This is a genomic window from Enterobacter sp. EC_64 (assembly GCF_019584165.1).
GTDB lineage: Bacteria > Pseudomonadota > Gammaproteobacteria > Enterobacterales > Enterobacteriaceae > Enterobacter > Enterobacter roggenkampii.
In genome coordinates, this window is the sequence record NZ_VDAS01000031.1 from 22,563 (window position 1) to 40,513 (window position 17,951).

The 17,951-nt window shown below is 54.4% G+C and carries 16 protein-coding genes; 7 read left to right on the forward strand and 9 right to left on the reverse strand.

Features of this window, described 5'->3' with window-relative positions; translation table 11 throughout:
- Positions 1–5: 5 nt before the first annotated feature.
- The 6 genes from FHC52_RS19580 to FHC52_RS19605 all read right to left on the reverse strand — a co-directional run bounded on the left by FHC52_RS19580 (position 6) and on the right by FHC52_RS19605 (position 6,603).
- Positions 6–1,712 (reverse strand): OmpA family protein, encoded by a 1,707-nt coding sequence (locus FHC52_RS19580; RefSeq protein ID WP_128299515.1) that lies wholly within the window; start codon positions 1,710–1,712, stop codon positions 6–8.
- Entirely contained in the window at positions 1,709–2,398 is a 690-nt protein-coding gene (gene tssL / locus FHC52_RS19585; RefSeq protein WP_126289193.1) for a type VI secretion system protein TssL, short form, read from the reverse strand. Before tssL ends, FHC52_RS19580 begins: the two co-directional genes overlap by 4 nt.
- Positions 2,395–3,735 carry a type VI secretion system baseplate subunit TssK gene (gene tssK / locus FHC52_RS19590; RefSeq protein WP_025912766.1) on the reverse strand — a complete coding sequence of 447 codons (1,341 nt, stop codon included), beginning with the start codon at positions 3,733–3,735 and terminating at the stop codon, positions 2,395–2,397. Before tssK ends, tssL begins: the two co-directional genes overlap by 4 nt.
- 17 nt (positions 3,736–3,752) lie before the next feature.
- Positions 3,753–5,297 carry a type VI secretion system contractile sheath large subunit gene (gene tssC, locus FHC52_RS19595; protein ID WP_032635313.1) on the reverse strand — a complete coding sequence of 515 codons (1,545 nt, stop codon included), beginning with the start codon at positions 5,295–5,297 and terminating at the stop codon, positions 3,753–3,755.
- Between the two features lie 32 nt (positions 5,298–5,329).
- Complete coding sequence (tssB, locus tag FHC52_RS19600) at positions 5,330–5,827, reverse strand: type VI secretion system contractile sheath small subunit (protein ID WP_008501580.1); 498 nt, start codon at positions 5,825–5,827, stop codon at positions 5,330–5,332.
- A 638-nt stretch (positions 5,828–6,465) separates the two neighbouring features.
- Positions 6,466–6,603 (reverse strand): hypothetical protein, encoded by a 138-nt coding sequence (locus FHC52_RS19605; protein WP_159427010.1) that lies wholly within the window; start codon positions 6,601–6,603, stop codon positions 6,466–6,468.
- A gap of 12 nt (positions 6,604–6,615) precedes the next feature.
- Here FHC52_RS19605 and lpxP point away from each other — a divergent pair, with 12 nt between their 5' ends.
- The gene (gene lpxP / locus FHC52_RS19610) at positions 6,616–7,536 is read left to right on the forward strand and encodes a kdo(2)-lipid IV(A) palmitoleoyltransferase (RefSeq protein ID WP_031275099.1); all 921 of its coding nucleotides are present in this window, start codon (positions 6,616–6,618) and stop codon (positions 7,534–7,536) included.
- Between the two features lie 357 nt (positions 7,537–7,893).
- Entirely contained in the window at positions 7,894–7,965 is a 72-nt protein-coding gene (gene ypdK / locus FHC52_RS22945) for a membrane protein YpdK (protein WP_099458937.1), read from the forward strand.
- Positions 7,966–8,017: 52 nt separating this feature from the next.
- On the opposite strand, the gene alaC is transcribed toward ypdK, so the two are convergent.
- Complete coding sequence (gene alaC / locus FHC52_RS19620) at positions 8,018–9,256, reverse strand: alanine transaminase (protein ID WP_126289195.1); 1,239 nt, start codon at positions 9,254–9,256, stop codon at positions 8,018–8,020.
- A gap of 386 nt (positions 9,257–9,642) precedes the next feature.
- On the opposite strand from alaC, the gene FHC52_RS19625 reads away from it, so the two are divergent.
- Both FHC52_RS19625 and FHC52_RS19630 read left to right on the forward strand, forming a co-directional pair.
- Positions 9,643–11,349 (forward strand): sensor histidine kinase, encoded by a 1,707-nt coding sequence (locus tag FHC52_RS19625; RefSeq protein ID WP_126289197.1) that lies wholly within the window; start codon positions 9,643–9,645, stop codon positions 11,347–11,349.
- Positions 11,350–11,352: 3 nt separating this feature from the next.
- Positions 11,353–12,084: a LytTR family DNA-binding domain-containing protein gene (locus tag FHC52_RS19630; protein ID WP_023294232.1), complete on the forward strand. Its 732-nt coding sequence runs from the start codon at positions 11,353–11,355 to the stop codon at positions 12,082–12,084.
- Positions 12,085–12,119: 35 nt separating this feature from the next.
- Here the strand turns inward: FHC52_RS19630 and glk are convergent, their stop codons facing one another.
- Positions 12,120–13,085, reverse strand: a complete 966-nt coding sequence (glk, locus tag FHC52_RS19635; protein WP_008501585.1) for a glucokinase — start codon at positions 13,083–13,085, stop codon at positions 12,120–12,122.
- 205 nt (positions 13,086–13,290) lie between these two features.
- Here glk and FHC52_RS19640 point away from each other — a divergent pair, with 205 nt between their 5' ends.
- Positions 13,291–14,526 (forward strand): ion channel protein, encoded by a 1,236-nt coding sequence (locus tag FHC52_RS19640; RefSeq protein ID WP_126289199.1) that lies wholly within the window; start codon positions 13,291–13,293, stop codon positions 14,524–14,526.
- Here the strand turns inward: FHC52_RS19640 and ipdC are convergent, their stop codons facing one another.
- Positions 14,527–16,185, reverse strand: coding sequence for an indolepyruvate decarboxylase (gene ipdC, locus FHC52_RS19645; protein WP_126289201.1), 1,659 nt, complete (start codon positions 16,183–16,185; stop codon positions 14,527–14,529).
- Between the two features lie 187 nt (positions 16,186–16,372).
- Between ipdC and mgrA the strand changes: the two genes are divergently transcribed.
- Both mgrA and FHC52_RS19655 read left to right on the forward strand, forming a co-directional pair.
- Positions 16,373–17,371 carry an L-glyceraldehyde 3-phosphate reductase gene (gene mgrA / locus FHC52_RS19650; protein ID WP_126289203.1) on the forward strand — a complete coding sequence of 333 codons (999 nt, stop codon included), beginning with the start codon at positions 16,373–16,375 and terminating at the stop codon, positions 17,369–17,371.
- Between the two features lie 127 nt (positions 17,372–17,498).
- A complete protein-coding gene (locus FHC52_RS19655) occupies positions 17,499–17,840 on the forward strand; it encodes a DUF2502 domain-containing protein (RefSeq protein ID WP_008501589.1) in 342 nt (113 codons plus the stop codon).
- Positions 17,841–17,951 lie beyond the last annotated feature (111 nt).

Sequence of the window (17,951 nt, forward strand, 5' to 3'; positions counted from 1 at the left end):
GTTAATTACTCCGTTTTATTTTCTGAGACGCCATCATCCTGCGATGGCGCCGGGTGTTTGCCGGGTATCTGACAGGCATTCGCCTGCGGTACCAGACTGATTTCGACACGGCGGTTGAGCGCACGCCCTTCCAGGGTGTCGTTGGTTGCGACAGGACGGCTTTCGCCATAGCCCTGCACCGCAAAACAGCTTTCGGGCACGTCGCCCGTGTCCCGCATCCAGTTGCGCACCGCTTCGGCGCGTTTCAGAGACAGCGTCTGGTTAAGTTGCGGATTGCCGGTGTTATCGGTATGCCCAGACACGACAATCAGCCAGCCCGGTTTCGCTTTGATGCCAACCAGTGAATTCACCAGCATCCTGGTGGAACCCGCTTTCAGCACGGACTTGCCGGAATCGAACAGCGACATGCTGTCGAGCCTCACTATTTTCGGTGCTGGTTTTGGGGTTGGCTGCGGTTTAGGAGGCGGCGGCATATACGAGCGGATCGCTTCCAGAAGGGGCATCCGCAGACGTTCCCCCTGATAAAGCCCGAGGCCCAGCCGGATCGGTACACCGTTACGTGCATAGTCATCCAGCAGCGCCGCATTCTCACGAAGGGCCGCAACGGCGCTAGCCTTCGGGCCGTAGTCATCCATGGAGAGACTGTCGTAACGGGCTATATCGAAGCTCACGCGATGCAGCAACTGGCGATTGTTCCAGCCACTGCTCAGCAGCGCGGCGATGGCCGCCAGGGTGAAAAGACCAAGGGCACAGCGCCAGGTGCGGGCGCGGGGAGTAAGTCCACTTCCTTCCGGTAACAGCGGCAGGATGAAATCCGGGAAGGGTGATATCACCGTGCTGTCCGTCCCTACCGGTTGCCAGCCGGCTACCTGCTGCATGGCAGTATGACGCGATAACCATGCCGTCCAGGCAGAGGACGCAAGGCTTCCGGCAAGAATCGGTCCCATTCCCCACAGCAGCGCTGCAGGTGCAATGACCGGAACATCAGGATTCTCATCGATGAATACCGCCTGGACATGCTGATGGAACCAGCTCATCAGGCTGTTCATCAGCACCTGCTGCTGCATTACAGGCGCACCGCCAGTGGTGACCCACGCGGCGATCGAACAAGGCGCATTCGACTCACGCCAGACAGTCCACCCTTCACCCGGAATAGCGGCCTGCCAGAGCATGTCATCCGTCATCGCGCTGCCAATCTGACCATTCAGAATGAGTGGCACAGATTGTCCCGTTTCTTTACGCAACTGGCTGATTTGCCAGCGCAGAGCCAGCAGACGACTTGTCAGGGCTTCGCTGTCGACATGTTTCTGCGGGCAGACACTGACCATCACCGACAGCTGACGCCCCCAGTCCGGGCGCTGCCACAGAATCTGACGGGCAACCTGCTCCAGATCCTGATGGTCCTCAACGCGGATCCAGCATCCCTGCGTAACGATCAGTACTGGTGACTGCTGCGGCCAGGTCAAAGGCATATCGCCACAAACCAGCACCACAGGTTGACGGTAAGTGGTTTCAGGAAGGTCATCCAGACGCAGGTTGACGTCATGCTCCGCACGAGGTCGGGCGATATACCAGAGCGCGACGATAACCCCGATCATCGCCAGCAGAACGAGCACTGAAGCCAGCCGGGATAACGGCAGAAAAGCCAGGCAGACCACAGCACTCAGCACGGCAGCCCACAGCGCAAGCCCGCGCTGTTGTACAGGACTCATTTTACGACTCCCGGCAACAGGGTCAGCAGCATCTGATCGAGCCAGCGATCCAGTCCCCACCAGAGTGCGGCAAGAACAATCACGCTCAGGCCGATACGCGCGGGCCATGACGCCAGCCAGCCTCCCGCTCCCCGTCCGCTGCGGCTCTCTGCCAGAACGGGATGGGTCTGCGGGTAGCTGAACGGTGTAACACGCTCATTGAGGGCGCTGACCAGCTTCTGGCGTTCCGGATCGTTTAGCGCACGAAAGTTTCCCAGGAATCCGAGCATCATTACCCGCTGGAAGCAGGTCAGTACGGCATTATCTGGAGCAGGTTCACGCAGCACATCGCGCATCCTGTCACATAAAGTGTCACCCGCATCCATTGTGCCGAGGAAGTGTCCCTGCAGAGGAATGTCATACCACTGCACACAGGCATCATCCTCTACACCGCGCCCTTTGACCGCCTCATCAAGCAATGCACATTGTGCAGTGAGGATATGCTTACAGCTGGCTTCATCGAGTTCACTCGCTTTTAGTTCACGCTGAACGCGTTCCACATCAGCGATACAGCGTTCCCACAAGACCCGACCTTCGCCTTCCTGAAACTGCGGGCCATAGCGAAGGCTGATGACCTGAAGCCAGGTATCCTGCAGCAGTGCGTCAATATCAACAGACACGACAGCGCCGTGTTTACGTTCACTCATGTTCTCAATACCGCAAAGAGTTCAAGTTCAGGCTCGCCGAGCATGCCCGGGACGTAAAACATACATGTCCCACTCTGGAGCATTTCAGTCGCCAGAGGATGGGAGAGATCGAGACTGAAATACTGATTTTCCAGACGCAGTGGAATGGCGGCTGGCACATGGCGCAGCGGCGTCAGCGGCACGCCCACGCGGGAAGAGTTGACGATCCCGCGCACATGGTCAGGGCTGCCCACCTTACACTGGCGCGGAAACTGCTCCTGCAGTTGCGCCACCGGAATCGGTGAGCGCACAGAAAGATAGTAATCAGCCCCTTCGCGCAGACGCGGGTCATGCAGGCGAGCCTGCCAGAAGTGCAGCCGTGGGTCATAGTCGAGTGCCAGGGCCACCACGCGTGACGGCAGGCTGGCTTCAAGCAGATCGCCAAGCAAATCAAACAGCGGTGGAAATACCGCATTGAGTTGCTCGTGATGCCAGGCCGGTATGGCGCTCACCTGATGTTCCAGGGAAAAGGTCAGCAGGCTCCCCGCAAGGCGAGAAAGTTCCGGATACAGACGTTCCGGTGGGCTTTGAAGATTACGCTGGAACTGACCCAGCACGGGCTCGGCACTGTTCAGCGCGTTGAGCAGCCAGAATAGTGATACATCTGCCACGGCGAAATCAGCCATGCGCTCATTGCTTTCACGCCGCATTGCCATCAGACGGCACAGTCGCGCCCGCAGTTGTGTCAGTAGTTGTTCCAGTTGGGTAACCAGCCAACGGCTGCCCTGGAGGGTCAACAGCGGAGGAAGAAATGTTTCATCCAATAGCCATGTACCCTGCGAGTCTTGCTGCAGGCGGGTGACCGGACAAGTCAGATAATCGCTGTTGTTCTGATGGGCAAAACGCAGCGTCAGTTCAGGCTGCATCACGGCAATCTGACGAGTGTCTTCCCCAAAGGTATTGCGTACATCCCGCCAGCGCTGACGATATCGCACCGGACGCTCGGCCACCTCATCGGGTTTCAGGCAGTTGCCGCCGTTCGCCCGCAGTAGCGGGAGCGCCAGCACCACCGTCACCTCCTGCGATTCGCTTTCAAGCGACAGTACCGGTGGCAGCGAATCAGCATTGTCTGTATCAATCAGCGTACCGTCCTGAAAACGGACATGCAGATGACGGGCCTGAAGACGTCCAAGCCTGAGCGCTTCCGGCTCGAAGGTAGCATTTATTACCCCCCACGGGCAGGAGAGGCCCAGCCGGGCAATACACTCGGCAGACCAGGCCGCATACGCGACCTGTTGCTGAAAATGCTGGGGAGCGACCATAATGCCCCTACCCCATAACGGTTGTTCCGTTTTCATCGGCTTCCTGCCTGTTATTACGATTTCGCTTTCGGCATCTGGGAAACCAGCGACAGGTTGACGTCCATCCCTTCCACCTGGAAGTGCGGAATCGCATACAATTTCACGCGGAAGAAGCCCGGGTTATCTTCAATATCTTCCACCACCACTTTTGCATCACGCAGTGGATGAGATGCCTGAAGCTCGTCGCCCGGATCGGTCATTTCGGTCACCAGAGTGCGGACCCAGGTGTTCAGCTCCAGCTCCAGCAGTCGACGATCCTTGGTGGTACCGATGTTCTCGCGTTGAATCAGCTTCAGGTAGTGGGCGATACGCGACAGCAGGAAGATGTACGGCAGACGCGCGTTGATGCGGCTGTTGGCGGTCGCATCAGCGGTGTCATACAGCGCCGGTTTCTGGGCGGAGTTGGCTGAGAAGAAGCAGGCGTAGTCGCGGTTTTTGTAGTAGGACAACGGAATAAAGCCCAGATTCGCGAATTCGAATTCACGCGTTTCAGGGATCATCACTTCACTCGGGATTTTTACCTGATTGCCGGTACCCAGGTCATACAGATGGATAGGCAGATCCTGAACCGCACCGCCGGCCTGCGGGCCACGGATCTGTACACACCAGCCATTATTGATAAAACTACGCACCATGTTGGACGCAAAGGCAAACGACGCATTCGTCCACAGGTATTTGTCGTGATCCGGACCTTTGACTTCTTCGACATAGTTGAAGCTGCGAACCGGAACGGTATCCGGGCCATACGGCAGGCGTCCCAGTACGCGGGGCATCACCAGACCAATGTAGCGAGCGTCGTCCGTATCGCGGAACGATTTCCACTTGATGTACTCGGCGCGATCAAAATAGTTGCCAATATCTTTAATCGCAGCGACGTCTTCCATTGACTCCTTGAGGAAGAATTTCGGGCCTGCTGAGCCGATAAACGGCATATGTGCAGCTGCGGATACTTTAGAGATGTTGCGCAGCAGAGCGACATCCTGTGCTGAAGCATCGAACTCATAAGCGGAAATCAGCGCCGCAATCGGCTCGCCGCCTGGGGTATCATATTCATCAATATAGGCGTGTTTATACAGGCCACTCTGGATGATTTCCGGGCTGTCTTCAAAGTCCTGGCGCAGCTCTTCTTTAGACATGCTCAGAAGCTCAATTTTCACGTTCTGGCGAAAATCCGTTTTATCAACCAGCGACTTCACGCCGCGCCACAGGCTCTCAACCGCCTGAAACTCTTCATGGTGCATAACGGCGTCGAGCTGGCGGCTTATCTGGTAATCGAGCTCAGCGATGTGGTGATCGATCAGGCTTTTATCCAGTTTTTCGACTTTCGAGCCTGCCTTGGTCAGGCATTCCAGAAAGACCTGCATACCTGCTGTCAGACGCTCGTCAGCGGTCGCATCGGACATCGCCTGTGCATCTTGCCAGATGTCCAGCGCACTCAGCTCGGAGACAGGATTCAGATTGATTTTCTCAAACAGTGAGGCGTATACACCACCCACAGCAGGACGTTCCAGCACCACGCTTTCCCCGCCAGCAATATTATTTTGTACAGACATGAGCATTCCTTGATTAATCCGTTAAAACAGCATGATGGTTAAGGTTGTTTTGAAGCCAGTGCGGACAGTTCATTTCGCAACTCAGCACTAAGCGACTGGTCAACAACGATTTTTTCCAGCTCTTTTCGGAAAGTCTGGTTATCCAACAGGTTAGCTTTGAGATCGCGAAGCAAGTTGCGCATCGCCAGCATCGCCTTCAGCTGCGGAATTTGGGCAGCCACCTGCTCTGGCGTGAAATCTTTCATGCTCTGGAAAGTCAGCTGAATGTTGTCTTCACCACCATCGTCAGACAGTGTATTTTTTACGGCCAGGTTAACTTTTGGGGAATATTCGGAAAGAACGCTATCAAAATTATTTTTGGTGATGTTAATCTTTTCACGCTCAGATATTGTCGCAGATTCCTGCCCGTTGCTGAAATCACCCGTAACAAGCAATTTCAAGGGTAATTCCATTTTCTTGCTTGCTCCGCCAGTATGCAGGTCAAGCTTCAGGTTAATACGTGCCTTAGGCACCTCGTTCTGAAAACTGTCAGCCATCTAATCATCCCTCTTTGTTTTGCTATGCCAACTTCACGGTATCGTTCTTGATGCGCAATAATAGAATAATGATCGGAACAAAATCAAATACACAGATCATTTATCCAATACAAGAATTTTCTTAAGAATTTTCCACTAATACATTATCGCAAATTGCTCAATCAACTCAGAAAAAGAAACTACTCTTTTCTCACAAATCGAATATTTGTATCGCCGAAGGGATTGCAGCCAGAGAGATATTAATAAAAACATCTTATTTTGATTTGCATCACGGCACTATGTCAAAAAACAAGAAAGAACTGCAATATTTTATTGCAGTACGATTAAAAGAAGAGAAAAGCGGGTGATAAAAGACGACTATTCCATTGAGGATATGAATAATAAATAAGATTTTTCACAAAGAAAATTCTTATTTATTAGGTAAGGAAGAAATAAACGAGAAATATTAATTTGCCGTATATCAACAATGCCATTCTTTTTCGTTACGTCTTCCATCCGATCGCCAGGGCTTCTGCTCTCCGCTCAGTCAGGAAAAACGCTTTCAATGCGACTTTCTATAAAATCTGTAAAATCAAGCACCTCCTTAACTGCCGCTTTTTTAATCAAAAACGAGTAATAGCACATATCGTATAACGGTGCTACATTACGCCGCCCGCCCAAATCAGCAGTGGCCAGGCAACGCCGTAAAGTTCGGTAAAGCCTGCAACCATCACCTTGAAGAACGGTCTTATCGGCACGTCGTATCGCAAACTCTGCGCTACCTTTACAGGCTTCACATAGGTTTCACTATTTTGTCTCAATCCAAATTTCAACGCGCGTTTTTACATCCGCGTTACTGGTTTACATGGTTTGGTCTTGGCGTTCTCTGGCTGCTGGTTCAACTTCCGTACCCTGTCCTGCGTTTGCTGGGGTCGAAACTGGGCAGTGCATCCCGCTTCTTCCTGAAACGCCGCGAATCCATCGCGCGTAAAAATATTGAGCTTTGCTTTCCGCATTACAATGCCGAAGAGCGCGAGAAACTCATCGCTGAAAACTTCAAGTCTATCGGCATGGCGCTGCTTGAAACCGGCATGGCCTGGTTCTGGCCGGATGAGCGCGTCCGCAAGTGGTTTGACGTGGAAGGGCTGGATAACCTTAAACGCGCACAGATGCAAAAACGCGGCGTGATGGTCGTCGGCGTTCACTTTATGTCGCTGGAACTGGGTGGCCGCGTGATGGGCCTGTGCCAGCCAATGATGGCGACCTATCGACCGCACAACAGTCCGCTGATGGAGTGGGTACAAACGCGTGGCCGCATGCGTTCGAATAAGGCGATGATCAGCCGTAATAACCTGCGCGGTATGGTCGGGGCTCTGAAGAAAGGTGAAGCCGTCTGGTTTGCCCCCGATCAGGATTATGGACGTAAAGGCAGCAGCTTTGCGCCTTTCTTTGCGGTTAAAGATGTTGCGACGACCAACGGCACCTTTGTCATTTCTCGTTTGTCGGGCGCTTCCATGCTGACCGTGACGATGGTGAGAAAAGCAGATAAATCAGGCTATCGTCTGCACATCTCTCCTGAGATGGCAAACTATCCTGAAAACGAGTGCGAAGCCGCGGCGTTTATCAATAAAGTCATCGAAACTGAAATCATGCGTGCGCCAGAGCAGTATCTGTGGATGCATCGTCGTTTCAAAACCCGCCCTATTGGCGAAGCCTCGCTCTATCTTTAAGCTCTTCAGAAAGGTTAGTTTCGCTAAGAAACTAACCTTTTCAATCACCTGTCATCCGTTAAGAAACCGTTTTTCATTGCGTCGCCCAAAGTGAATTTATTGCGATGCGAAATCAAACTGTCGCCGTTCCACGACACTCGTAAGTGACGGAAATTATTTAAAAAAATCCCTCTTGTCACCCCTCATTTTTAGGCGTACATTAGCGCCGTCTGGCAACAGGAAAGCACAGAATTCTGAGCTGGAGTCAGCGGCGAAACGGGAAAATTCTCATTTCCGCTTTGACCGGATTTCAGTTCTCTATAATCAGGTGGACTCTGTTTTTAAATGCGTACCACAAGATACGCGGAGCGATGAAACGTGAAATATTTCTTTATGGGCATTTCGGTGATTGTTTTAGTCTGGGCCGGAACCTTTGCCCTGATGATCTAGTGAAGAACATGCAGTCAAAAAAACAGGAGCCATTGGCTCCTGTTTTTTTATGTCATGATGACGCGGGATTTTCAGCCACGCTCTTCGAGGAGAGAAGCCCGTCGGCCCGGAACATACTCTTGATGCCCCTCACCGCCTGACGAATGCGGTCGCTGTTTTCAATCAGGGCAAATCGCACATGGGTGTCGCCATAATCACCAAAGCCAATGCCCGGTGATACGCACACCTTCGCATCCTGCAGCAGCTTTTTGGCAAACTCCAGCGATCCCATCGCCGCGTATGGTTCCGGAATTTTCGCCCAGACGTACATGGATGCCTTCGGCATTTCCACCATCCAGCCCGCTTCATGCAAGCCTTTTACCAGCACGTCGCGACGGCGCTTATACTGAGCGGCAATCTCGTGGACGCACTGCTGGTCGCCCTCAAGAGCAGCGATAGCCGCAACCTGCAGCGGCGTGAAGGTGCCGTAGTCGTGGTAACTCTTAATACGCGCCAGTGCGCTCACCAGCGTTTTGTTACCCACCATAAAGCCAATACGCCAGCCCGCCATGTTGTAGCTTTTCGACAGGGTGAAGAACTCTACCGCCACGTCACGCGCGCCCGGGACCTGCATAATAGATGGCGCTTTCCAGCCATCATACACGATGTCGGCATAGGCTAAATCGTGAACCACCAGCACGTCATAACGCTTCGCCAGCGCGACCACTTTCTCGAAGAATTCGAGCTCCACGCACTGGGCCGTTGGGTTCGACGGGAAACCGAGGATCATCATCTTCGGTTTCGGATAGCTTTCGCGAATCGCACGTTCCAGTTCGTTAAAGAAATCGACCCCTTCCACCAGCGGAACCGAACGGACCTGCGCCCCGGCAATTACCGCACCGTAGATGTGGATTGGGTAGCTGGGATTCGGTACCAGCACCGTATCGCCATGATCCAGCGTAGCCAGCATTAGGTGTGCCAGCCCCTCTTTCGAGCCGATGGTGACAATCGCTTCACTTTCCGGATCGATATCAACCTGATAGCGATCCTGATACCAGCGCGAGATCGCGCGACGTAATCTGGGAATACCGCGGGAGGTCGAGTAGCCGTGCGTATCCGGACGCTGGGCAACCGTGCAGAGTTTTTCAACGATATGCGGTGGCGTTGGGCCGTCAGGGTTACCCATGCTGAAATCAATAATATCTTCGCCGCGCCGACGCGCAGCCATCTTCAGTTCAGCGGTGATATTGAAAACATAAGGGGGGAGACGATCGATACGCGTAAAACGGCGTTCAGGACTGAATTCAGCCATAGATTCCTCAGATTAACGTTAGCGCCCGGACCGTCCGAGCGACGCTGCCACCGATGTGGCGTGCTTAGAAAATAACCTGAAAAAAATCACGCTGTCGAGAGGGAAGTGAAAAAAAAGCGATCGCCTGAAAACCGGAACCCGGCGGTGCCGAAAAGCGGAAGCCCCTGTTTCAGGGTTGGCTTTCTGATAGCTGTTATTTAACAGGATGATATCAAAACAGTTACCTGACGATACGCAGGCTATAAAAAATCAGGACGTGTCCGTTACCGACAGACAATCCCCTTTAGAAATTATGGTTTTTCCTCATTTGATAAACCTGACGGATAGCTGGTCAACACGCGTCAGGTTTTTTATCATGGTTCTTTCCCGTTTTCCCAGGTCTACTCGTGCACGAAATATTCACTATGCTGCTGGCGGTTTTTGACCGTGCGGCATTAATGCTGATTTGCCTGTTTTTCCTCATTCGCATTCGCCTGTTTCGCGAGCTATTGCACAAATCCGCACACTCGCCAAAAGAGCTGCTGGCCGTTACCGCCATCTTTTCGCTGTTCGCCCTGTTCAGCACCTGGTCTGGCGTGCCGGTAGAGGGTTCGCTGGTTAACGTGCGCATTATCGCCGTGATGTCCGGCGGAATTTTGTTTGGCCCGTGGGTGGGTGTCATCACCGGCGTGATTGCCGGAACCCATCGCTACCTGATTGATATCGGCGGCGTCACGGCGTTGCCCTGCTTTATTACCAGCATTATCGCCGGGGTGCTCTCCGGCTGGATCAGCCGCAAAATCACGAAAAAACAGCGCTGGCGCGCCGGGATCGTGGCGGGCATGGTGTGCGAAACGCTGACCATGATCCTGGTCGTCGTCTGGGCCCCGACCACCGAACTTGGGCTGGATATCGTCTCGAAAATCGGTATTCCGATGATCCTGGGCAGCGTGTGCATCGGCTTTATCGTGCTGCTGGTGCAAAGCGTTGAAGGGGAAAAAGAGGCCAGCGCCGCCCGTCAGGCCAAGCTGGCGCTGGATATCGCCAACAAAACGCTACCGCTCTTCCGCCACGTTAACGCGGAGTCGTTGCGTCAGGTCTGCGAAATCATTCGCCATGACATCCACGCTGACGCTGTCGCCATCACCAATATTGACCACGTGCTGGCCTACGTTGGCGTCGGGGAGCACAACTATCGCGATAATGATGACACCATCAGCCCAACCACCCGACAGGCCATTAACTACGGTAAAATCATTATTAAAAACAATGATGAAGCCCACCGAACGCCGGAAATCCACTCCATGCTGGTGATTCCGCTGTGGGAGAAGGGCGTCGTGACGGGCACGCTGAAAATTTATTACTGCCACGCGCATCAGATCACCTCCACGCTGCAGGAGATGGCCATCGGCCTGTCGCAGATTATCTCCACCCAGCTGGAAGTATCCCGGGCGGAACAACTGCGTGAGATGGCAAATAAGGCAGAGCTGCGCGCGCTGCAGAGCAAAATCAATCCCCATTTCCTGTTTAACGCGCTGAACGCGATCTCCTCGTCCATTCGTCTTAATCCGGACACCGCGCGCCAGCTGATTTTTAACCTGTCGCGCTATCTGCGCTACAACATCGAGCTGAAAGATGACGAGCAGATCGACATCAAAAAAGAGCTGTATCAGATTAAAGACTACATCGCGATTGAGCAGGCGCGCTTTGGTGACAAGCTCACGGTCATTTACGATATTGATGAAGAGGTCAACTGCGTGATCCCAAGCCTGCTTATCCAGCCGCTGGTCGAAAACGCGATTGTTCACGGCATTCAGCCATGTAAAGGTAAAGGCGTCGTCACCATCAGCGTCACCGAAAGCGGCAACCGCGTACGTATTGCCGTGCGCGATACCGGCCACGGCATTGATCCAAAAGTCATTGAGCGGGTGGAGTCTAACGAGATGCCTGGAAATAAAATCGGCCTGCTGAACGTGCACCACCGGGTCAAGCTGCTTTACGGCGACGGGCTGAATATTCAGCGTCTTGAACCGGGCACCGAAATTGCTTTTTACGTCCCGAACGAGCGCTCTCCCGTTCATTCGGCAACGTCACTGTTGCCCCAGGTGGAGTAACCCATGAAAGTCATCATCGTAGAAGATGAAATTCTGGCTCAACAGGAGCTAACCTGGCTTATCAACACCCACAGCCAGATGGAAATTGTGGGTACCTTTGATGACGGTCTGGACGTGCTGAAGTTTCTGCAGCATAACCGGGTCGATGCCATCTTCCTGGACATCAATATTCCGTCGCTGGATGGCGTATTGCTGGCGCAAAACATCAATCAGTTTGCCCATAAGCCGTTTATTGTTTTCGTTACCGCATGGAAAGAGCATGCCGTAGAGGCCTTCGAGCTGGAAGCGTTTGACTATATCCTTAAGCCTTACCAGGAGTCGCGGATTGTCAGCATGCTGCAAAAGCTGGAAGCCGCATGGCAGCAGCAGACCGCCCCTGCAAGCGCCAGCCCAACGGTACGGGAAAACGACACCATTAATCTGGTCAAAGACGAGCGCATCATCGTGACGCCGGTCAATGATATCTACTATGCCGAAGCCCATGAAAAGATGACGTTTGTCTATACGCGGCGGGAATCTTACGTGATGGCGATGAACATCACCGAGTTTTGCAGCAAGCTGCCTGCGTCGCACTTTTTCCGCTGCCACCGCTCGTTCTGCGTGAATTTAAACAAGATCCGCGAGATCGAACCCTGGTTTAACAACACCTACATTTTGCGTCTGAAGGATCTGGATTTTCAGGTGCCGGTGAGCCGCAGCAAGGTAAAAGAGTTCCGCCAGCTCATGCACCTGTAACAAAAAAGCCCTCTCCTGCGGGAGAGGGCTATGCGTCAGAGGATTTGACCGAGAACCTGACGCAGGTGGGCACCCGACCCCAGCAGGCCTGGGTTATCATGCACGATCAGATAAACCGGAATGTCCTGCACGTAGCTTCTGAAGCGCCCTTTATCCTCAAACCCGCCGCGGAAGCCGGAGGCTTTAAAGAACTCCAGGAAGCGCGGCACAATGCCGCCCGCGATATAAACGCCCCCGAAGGTACCCAGCGTCAGCGCCAGGTTGCCGCCGAAGCGCCCCATGATCACGCAGAACAGCGACAGGGCACGACGGCAGTCAATGCAGCTGTCCGCCAGCGCGCGTTCGGTGACGTCTTTCGGCTGCAGATTTTCCGGCAGACGACCGTCCGATTTCACAATCGCCCGGTACAGGTTCACCAGCCCCGGTCCTGACAGCACGCGCTCGGCGGAGACGTGGCCGATCTCCGCGCGTAATTCTTCGAGGATAATGCCCTCTTCTTCGCTGTTTGGCGCAAAGTCCACGTGACCACCTTCACCCGGCAGGCTCACCCAGCGCTGAGCGACATGCACCAGATGTGAAACGCCCAGCCCGGTACCGGCCCCGTAAACCGCAATCGGCTTACCTTCGACCGGTTCAGCGCCGCCAAACTGGATCAGATGCTCAGGCTTCAGCATCGGGATCGCCATGGACACCGCGGTAAAGTCATTAATGATTTCAAGATGCGCAAAGCCGAGGTTTTTTTTCATCTCGGCGATGGAGAATGCCCAGGTATGGTTGGTCATGGCGACCCAGTCGCCGGTTATCGGGCAGGCAATGGCGATGCAGCCATCTTCGACGCTTATCTGATGCTCCTCCAGATAGACGCGGACAACGGCCTCAAGGCTTGGATAATCGAGACCGGAATAGGTTTTCGCCCGGGAAATTTCACCGCTATTTACATCGCATAATGCAAGGCGCGCATTCGTGCCGCCCACATCGCCTACCAAAGCATACTTTGTCATTCTTCTACTGCTCCGCTAAAGTCAGAATAAATCTTTGGGACACTGTAAATTCAAGGCGTGATAACAACAACGACCGGAAGGTGAATGCCCATGGATTATCGATCTTCGTCACAGAATAACTTTACCGTTTCAGCACCTTTTGCACTATTGCCATAAGGCTTAATGTGCAAAGTAACGTAATACCGTTTTGTACAAGGAAATCATCATGCTTCACCCGCGAGCCAGAACCATGCTGTTGCTGGCAATTCCGGCGCTCATCATTGGCGTGGTTTCAAGTCTGGTCCTTATTGTCGTGATGAAAGTCGCGTCGGTGCTGCAAACACTATTATGGAACGCGCTTCCTGCAGGGCTGGGCGTCACCGCTGACTCTCCTGCGTGGATCGTTGGGATGCTGACGTTAACCGGTATTGCGGTGGGCCTGGTGATCCGTTTTAGTCCCGGCCATGCTGGCCCCGATCCGGCACTGGAACCGTTGATTGGTGCCCCGGTGGCCCCCTCGGCGTTGCCAGGGCTAATCATTGCGCTGATTATCGGTCTGGCTGGAGGCGTTAGTCTGGGACCTGAGCATCCGATTATGGCCGTGAACATTGGCCTGGCGGTTTTTCTTGGTTCACGCATTTTGCCCCGCGTTGGCGCGCTGGACTGGACCATTCTCGCCTCCGCAGGCACCATCGGGGCGCTCTTCGGCACGCCCGTTGCGGCGGCACTGATCTTTTCTCAGACGCTCAGCAGTAACAACGATGTCCCACTCTGGGACAAGCTCTTTGCCCCACTGATGGCCGCAGCCGCCGGAGCGTTGACGACCAGCCTGTTTTTCCATCCCCATTTTTCACTCTCTCTCCCCCACTACGGCCAGATGCAAATCGCCGATATTTTCAGCGGTGCCATCGTCGCCGCCATCGCCATTGCGCTGGGCATGGTGGCAGTATGGTGTCTTCCACGCCTGCACCGGCTGATGTACAGACTCAAACACCCGGTGCTGATTCTGGGGGCTGGCGGTTTGATTCTGGGTATTTTAGGTACGATCGGCGGGCCGGTGACGCTGTTTAAAGGACTGGACGAGATGCAGCAGCTGGCCTTCAGCCAGGTGTTTAGCGTCTCCGACTATCTGCTGTTTGCCGTGATCAAGCTGGCAGCGCTGGTGGTGGCGGCCGCCTGCGGTTTCCGTGGTGGACGCATCTTCCCGGCGGTCTTTGTCGGCGTCGCGCTGGGGCTGATGCTGCACGAGCATGTCGATGCCGTTCCGGCTGCGATTACCGTTTCCTGCTCGATTCTGGGGCTGGTGCTGGTGGTCACGCGCGATGCCTGGCTGAGCCTCTTCATGGCCGCCGTGGTGGTACCGGATACCACCCTCATCCCGTTACTTTGCATCGTGATGTTGCCCGCCTGGCTCCTGCTGGCGGGCAAACCGATGATGATGGCCTGGCGAAACGACAAATAATCAGGCGCTGTTGCGCGCTTCCAGCGCTTTGGTGATCGCCCCCAGCAGCGGAGGGATATCGGCTTTCGGCAGCATCACCTCAATCAGCGAGAGCCGCTCGTGGTGCGCCACTTTCTCAAGGACGTCCGCCAGCTGCTCCGCTTCACTGACCCGCCAGCACTGGGCCTGAGGATCAAGGCTCAGGGCCCGCGGGATTTGCGTCCAGTTCCATAGCGCAATGTCGTTGTAACGCTGCTCAGGCCCGTGGATCGCTCTTTCCACCGTGTACCCTTCGTTGTTCAGGACCAGAATGATGGGGTGTTGTTTATCCCGCAGCATCGAGCCAAGCTCCTGGATAGTAAGTTGCGCCGCGCCATCCCCCGTCAGGACAATCACGCGCCGGTTCGGGCAGGCCGTTTGCGCGCCAAATGCTGCCGCTAGCGTATAGCCAATCGATCCCCACAACGGCTGGACGATAAAATTCACGTCAGCCGGCAGACGAAGGTCGATCGCGCCGAAGGCCGAGGTGCCCTGATCCGCAAGAATGATGTCTCCCGGACGAATAAACGTCTGCAACGTTTGCCAGAAATTCGCCTGCGTCAGCGAGCCATCCGGCTGCGGGTAGGCCATCGCGCTTTGAGAAGACTGCGCGGGTGTCTCGTGCACGTGCTGTTTGCACAGTTCCACCAGCGTTTCGATTGCCTGAAGCATAGGGATGCCGGTAAACCAAAGATCACCTACGCGTGAGGCATGAGGCTGAACTTCTATCGTTTGTGCCGGGGTGAGCTGATGCGTGAAGCCGGCGGTCAGGGTATCGGTAAATCGCGTGCCGATGCACAGTACGGTATCCGCCCCTTCAATAGCCTCTTTTACCGCACCAGCGCTCGCCGAACCGCTGTAGGTGCCGTAAAAACCAGCGTGACGCTCGTCGAATATCCCTTTGCCCATCAGCATGGTGGCGTGTGCCATCGGCACGTCTTTGACCCATTTCTGTAGCGCATGCTTCAGGCCATGGCGCAGGACAAGGAAATCGGCCAGCAGCGCAGTACGCTTGCTCCTGGCAAGCCTGTTTTCTGCAGCATCCCGGAACGCTTTCAGGCAGGCGCTATCGGCATGCGTATGCCGGAGCGTGAGAGCGTTTACAGGAGGGGTGGCGGCTTTTTTTGCCACGTCGGCAGGCAGCATCAGATAGCCGGGGCGACGCTCCCGGAGCATGGTCGTTAACACCCGGTCGATTTCATAACAGGCGTTTTGTTCGGTCAGGATCGCCTGCGCAGCGGTGATCGGCTCGCTCATATGATAAAAGTGACGAAACTCACCGTCGCCCAGCGTATGGTGCAGCAGCTCCCCTCTTTGCTGTGATGCCATCCCCGGCGCACCCACAATATGCAAGACCGGAACGTGCTCGGCGTAGCTGCCCGCAATGCCGTTCATGGCGCTTAACTCTCCTACGCCAAATGTCGTCAGCAGCGCGGCGAAGCCCTTACATCGTGCATATCCGTCAGCGGCGTAAGAGGCGTTTAATTCGTTGGCACAGCCCACCCAACAGATATCCGGGCTGTCTATTACATGGTCGAGAAACTGCAGGTTATAGTCGCCCGGCACGCCAAACAGATGATCGGCTCCACAATCTGTAAGACGGTCCAGCAGGTAATCGGCGACGCAGTATGGGGTACGCATAAACAGGTATCCTTCTAATGTTTTGACCTCACCTTGAGTATTAAATAAGCGTGATGGGTGTCCAGAATTGGCGATAAGAAGGACATGGAAAGAATGCTTTACAAAAAAGGCTGCGCTATGCTGCTTTTTTTCACGTAAATGTAAACGCATACACTGATTTTTCACTTCAGCGCCAGAGGTTACGAAAATGGGTTATCAGCCGGACAAAAATCGTTACGGGACAATGGAGTATCGCCGCTGCGGGCGAAGCGGACTCAGGTTGCCTGCCATCTCGCTTGGGCTGTGGCATAACTTTGGTGACGCCACCCTTATCGAAAACAGCCGTCAACTTTTACAGCGTGCGTTCGATCTGGGCATTACGCATTTCGACCTTGCCAACAACTATGGCCCGCCTCCCGGATCCGCGGAACGTAATTTCGGCCGTATTTTGCAGGAGGATTTCCTGCCCTGGCGCGACGAGCTGATCGTCTCCACCAAAGCGGGTTATACCATGTGGGAGGGTCCGTACGGCGACTGGGGATCACGCAAATATCTGCTGGCAAGCCTCGATCAAAGCCTGAAGCGCACGGGGCTGGAGTATGTGGATATCTTCTATCATCACCGGCCAGATCCGGAAACGCCGCTGCAGGAAACCATGAAAGCGCTTGACCATGTGGTGCGTCAGGGGAAGGCTCTGTATGTCGGATTATCCAACTACCCGGCGGTTCTGGCTCGCCAGGCGATTGATATCCTTAATGACCTCGGGACACCCTGCCTGATCCACCAGCCGAAATACTCCCTCTTTGAACGTGCGCCGGAAGCGGGACTGCTGGACGTGTTGCAGGAAAAAGGGGTCGGCTGTATTCCCTTCTCGCCGCTGGCTGGCGGACAACTGACCAATCGCTATCTGAACGGCATTCCTGCAGACTCACGCGCGGCAAGCGGCAGTCAGTTCCTTAAACCCGATCAGCTCACCGAAGAGAAGCTGGAAAAAGTCAGGAAGCTGAATGCCCTGGCAGAAAGTCGCGGCCAGAAGCTGTCCCAGATGGCGCTGGCCTGGGTATTACGCCATGAGGCAGTGACGTCGGTGCTGATTGGGGCAAGTAAAGCGGCTCAAATTGATGACGCCGTGGGGATGCTGGCAAACCGCCATTTCTCAGAGGAAGAATTGGCCCACATAGACGCGATCCTCAGCAGCTCAAAATAACACCGCTTTTAGCAAAAAGTGCTCTCACCCAGGAATTCGGAGTTGAGGCGATGATACGAAGGTTTACCAACTCGTAAAATTGCGTTAACAGGCCCAACAAAGGCCCCGATCGTGAAGGAGAAAGAGTATGTTCAGGTCACTGATTCTTGCAGCGGTATTACTGGCTTCGGCGCCGCTGATCGCCACTGCGGGCGAAATCACCCTGTTGCCATCAGTAAAATTACAAATTGGCGATCGTGACGACTACGGCAGATACTGGGACGGCGGCTACTGGCGCGACCGTGATTACTGGCATCGTCACTATGAGTGGCGCGGCGATCGCTGGTGGAAACATGATAACGGCAGACACCGCGGCTGGTATAAAGACAGCGCCTATGAGCGCGGTTACCGTGAAGGCTGGAACGATCGTGACGACCGTCGCGGCGGCTGGGGTCGCGGCAAAGGTCATGGTCACGGCCATCATCACTAGTAAAAGACCACCTTCTTAGAAGGTGGCTTTCTAGAATGCCCCCTGTAAGGGGGGCTATTGTTTCCTTCCTGTTTCTACTCTAGCAATTCCATCTGCTGTTCGTGCGTTTGT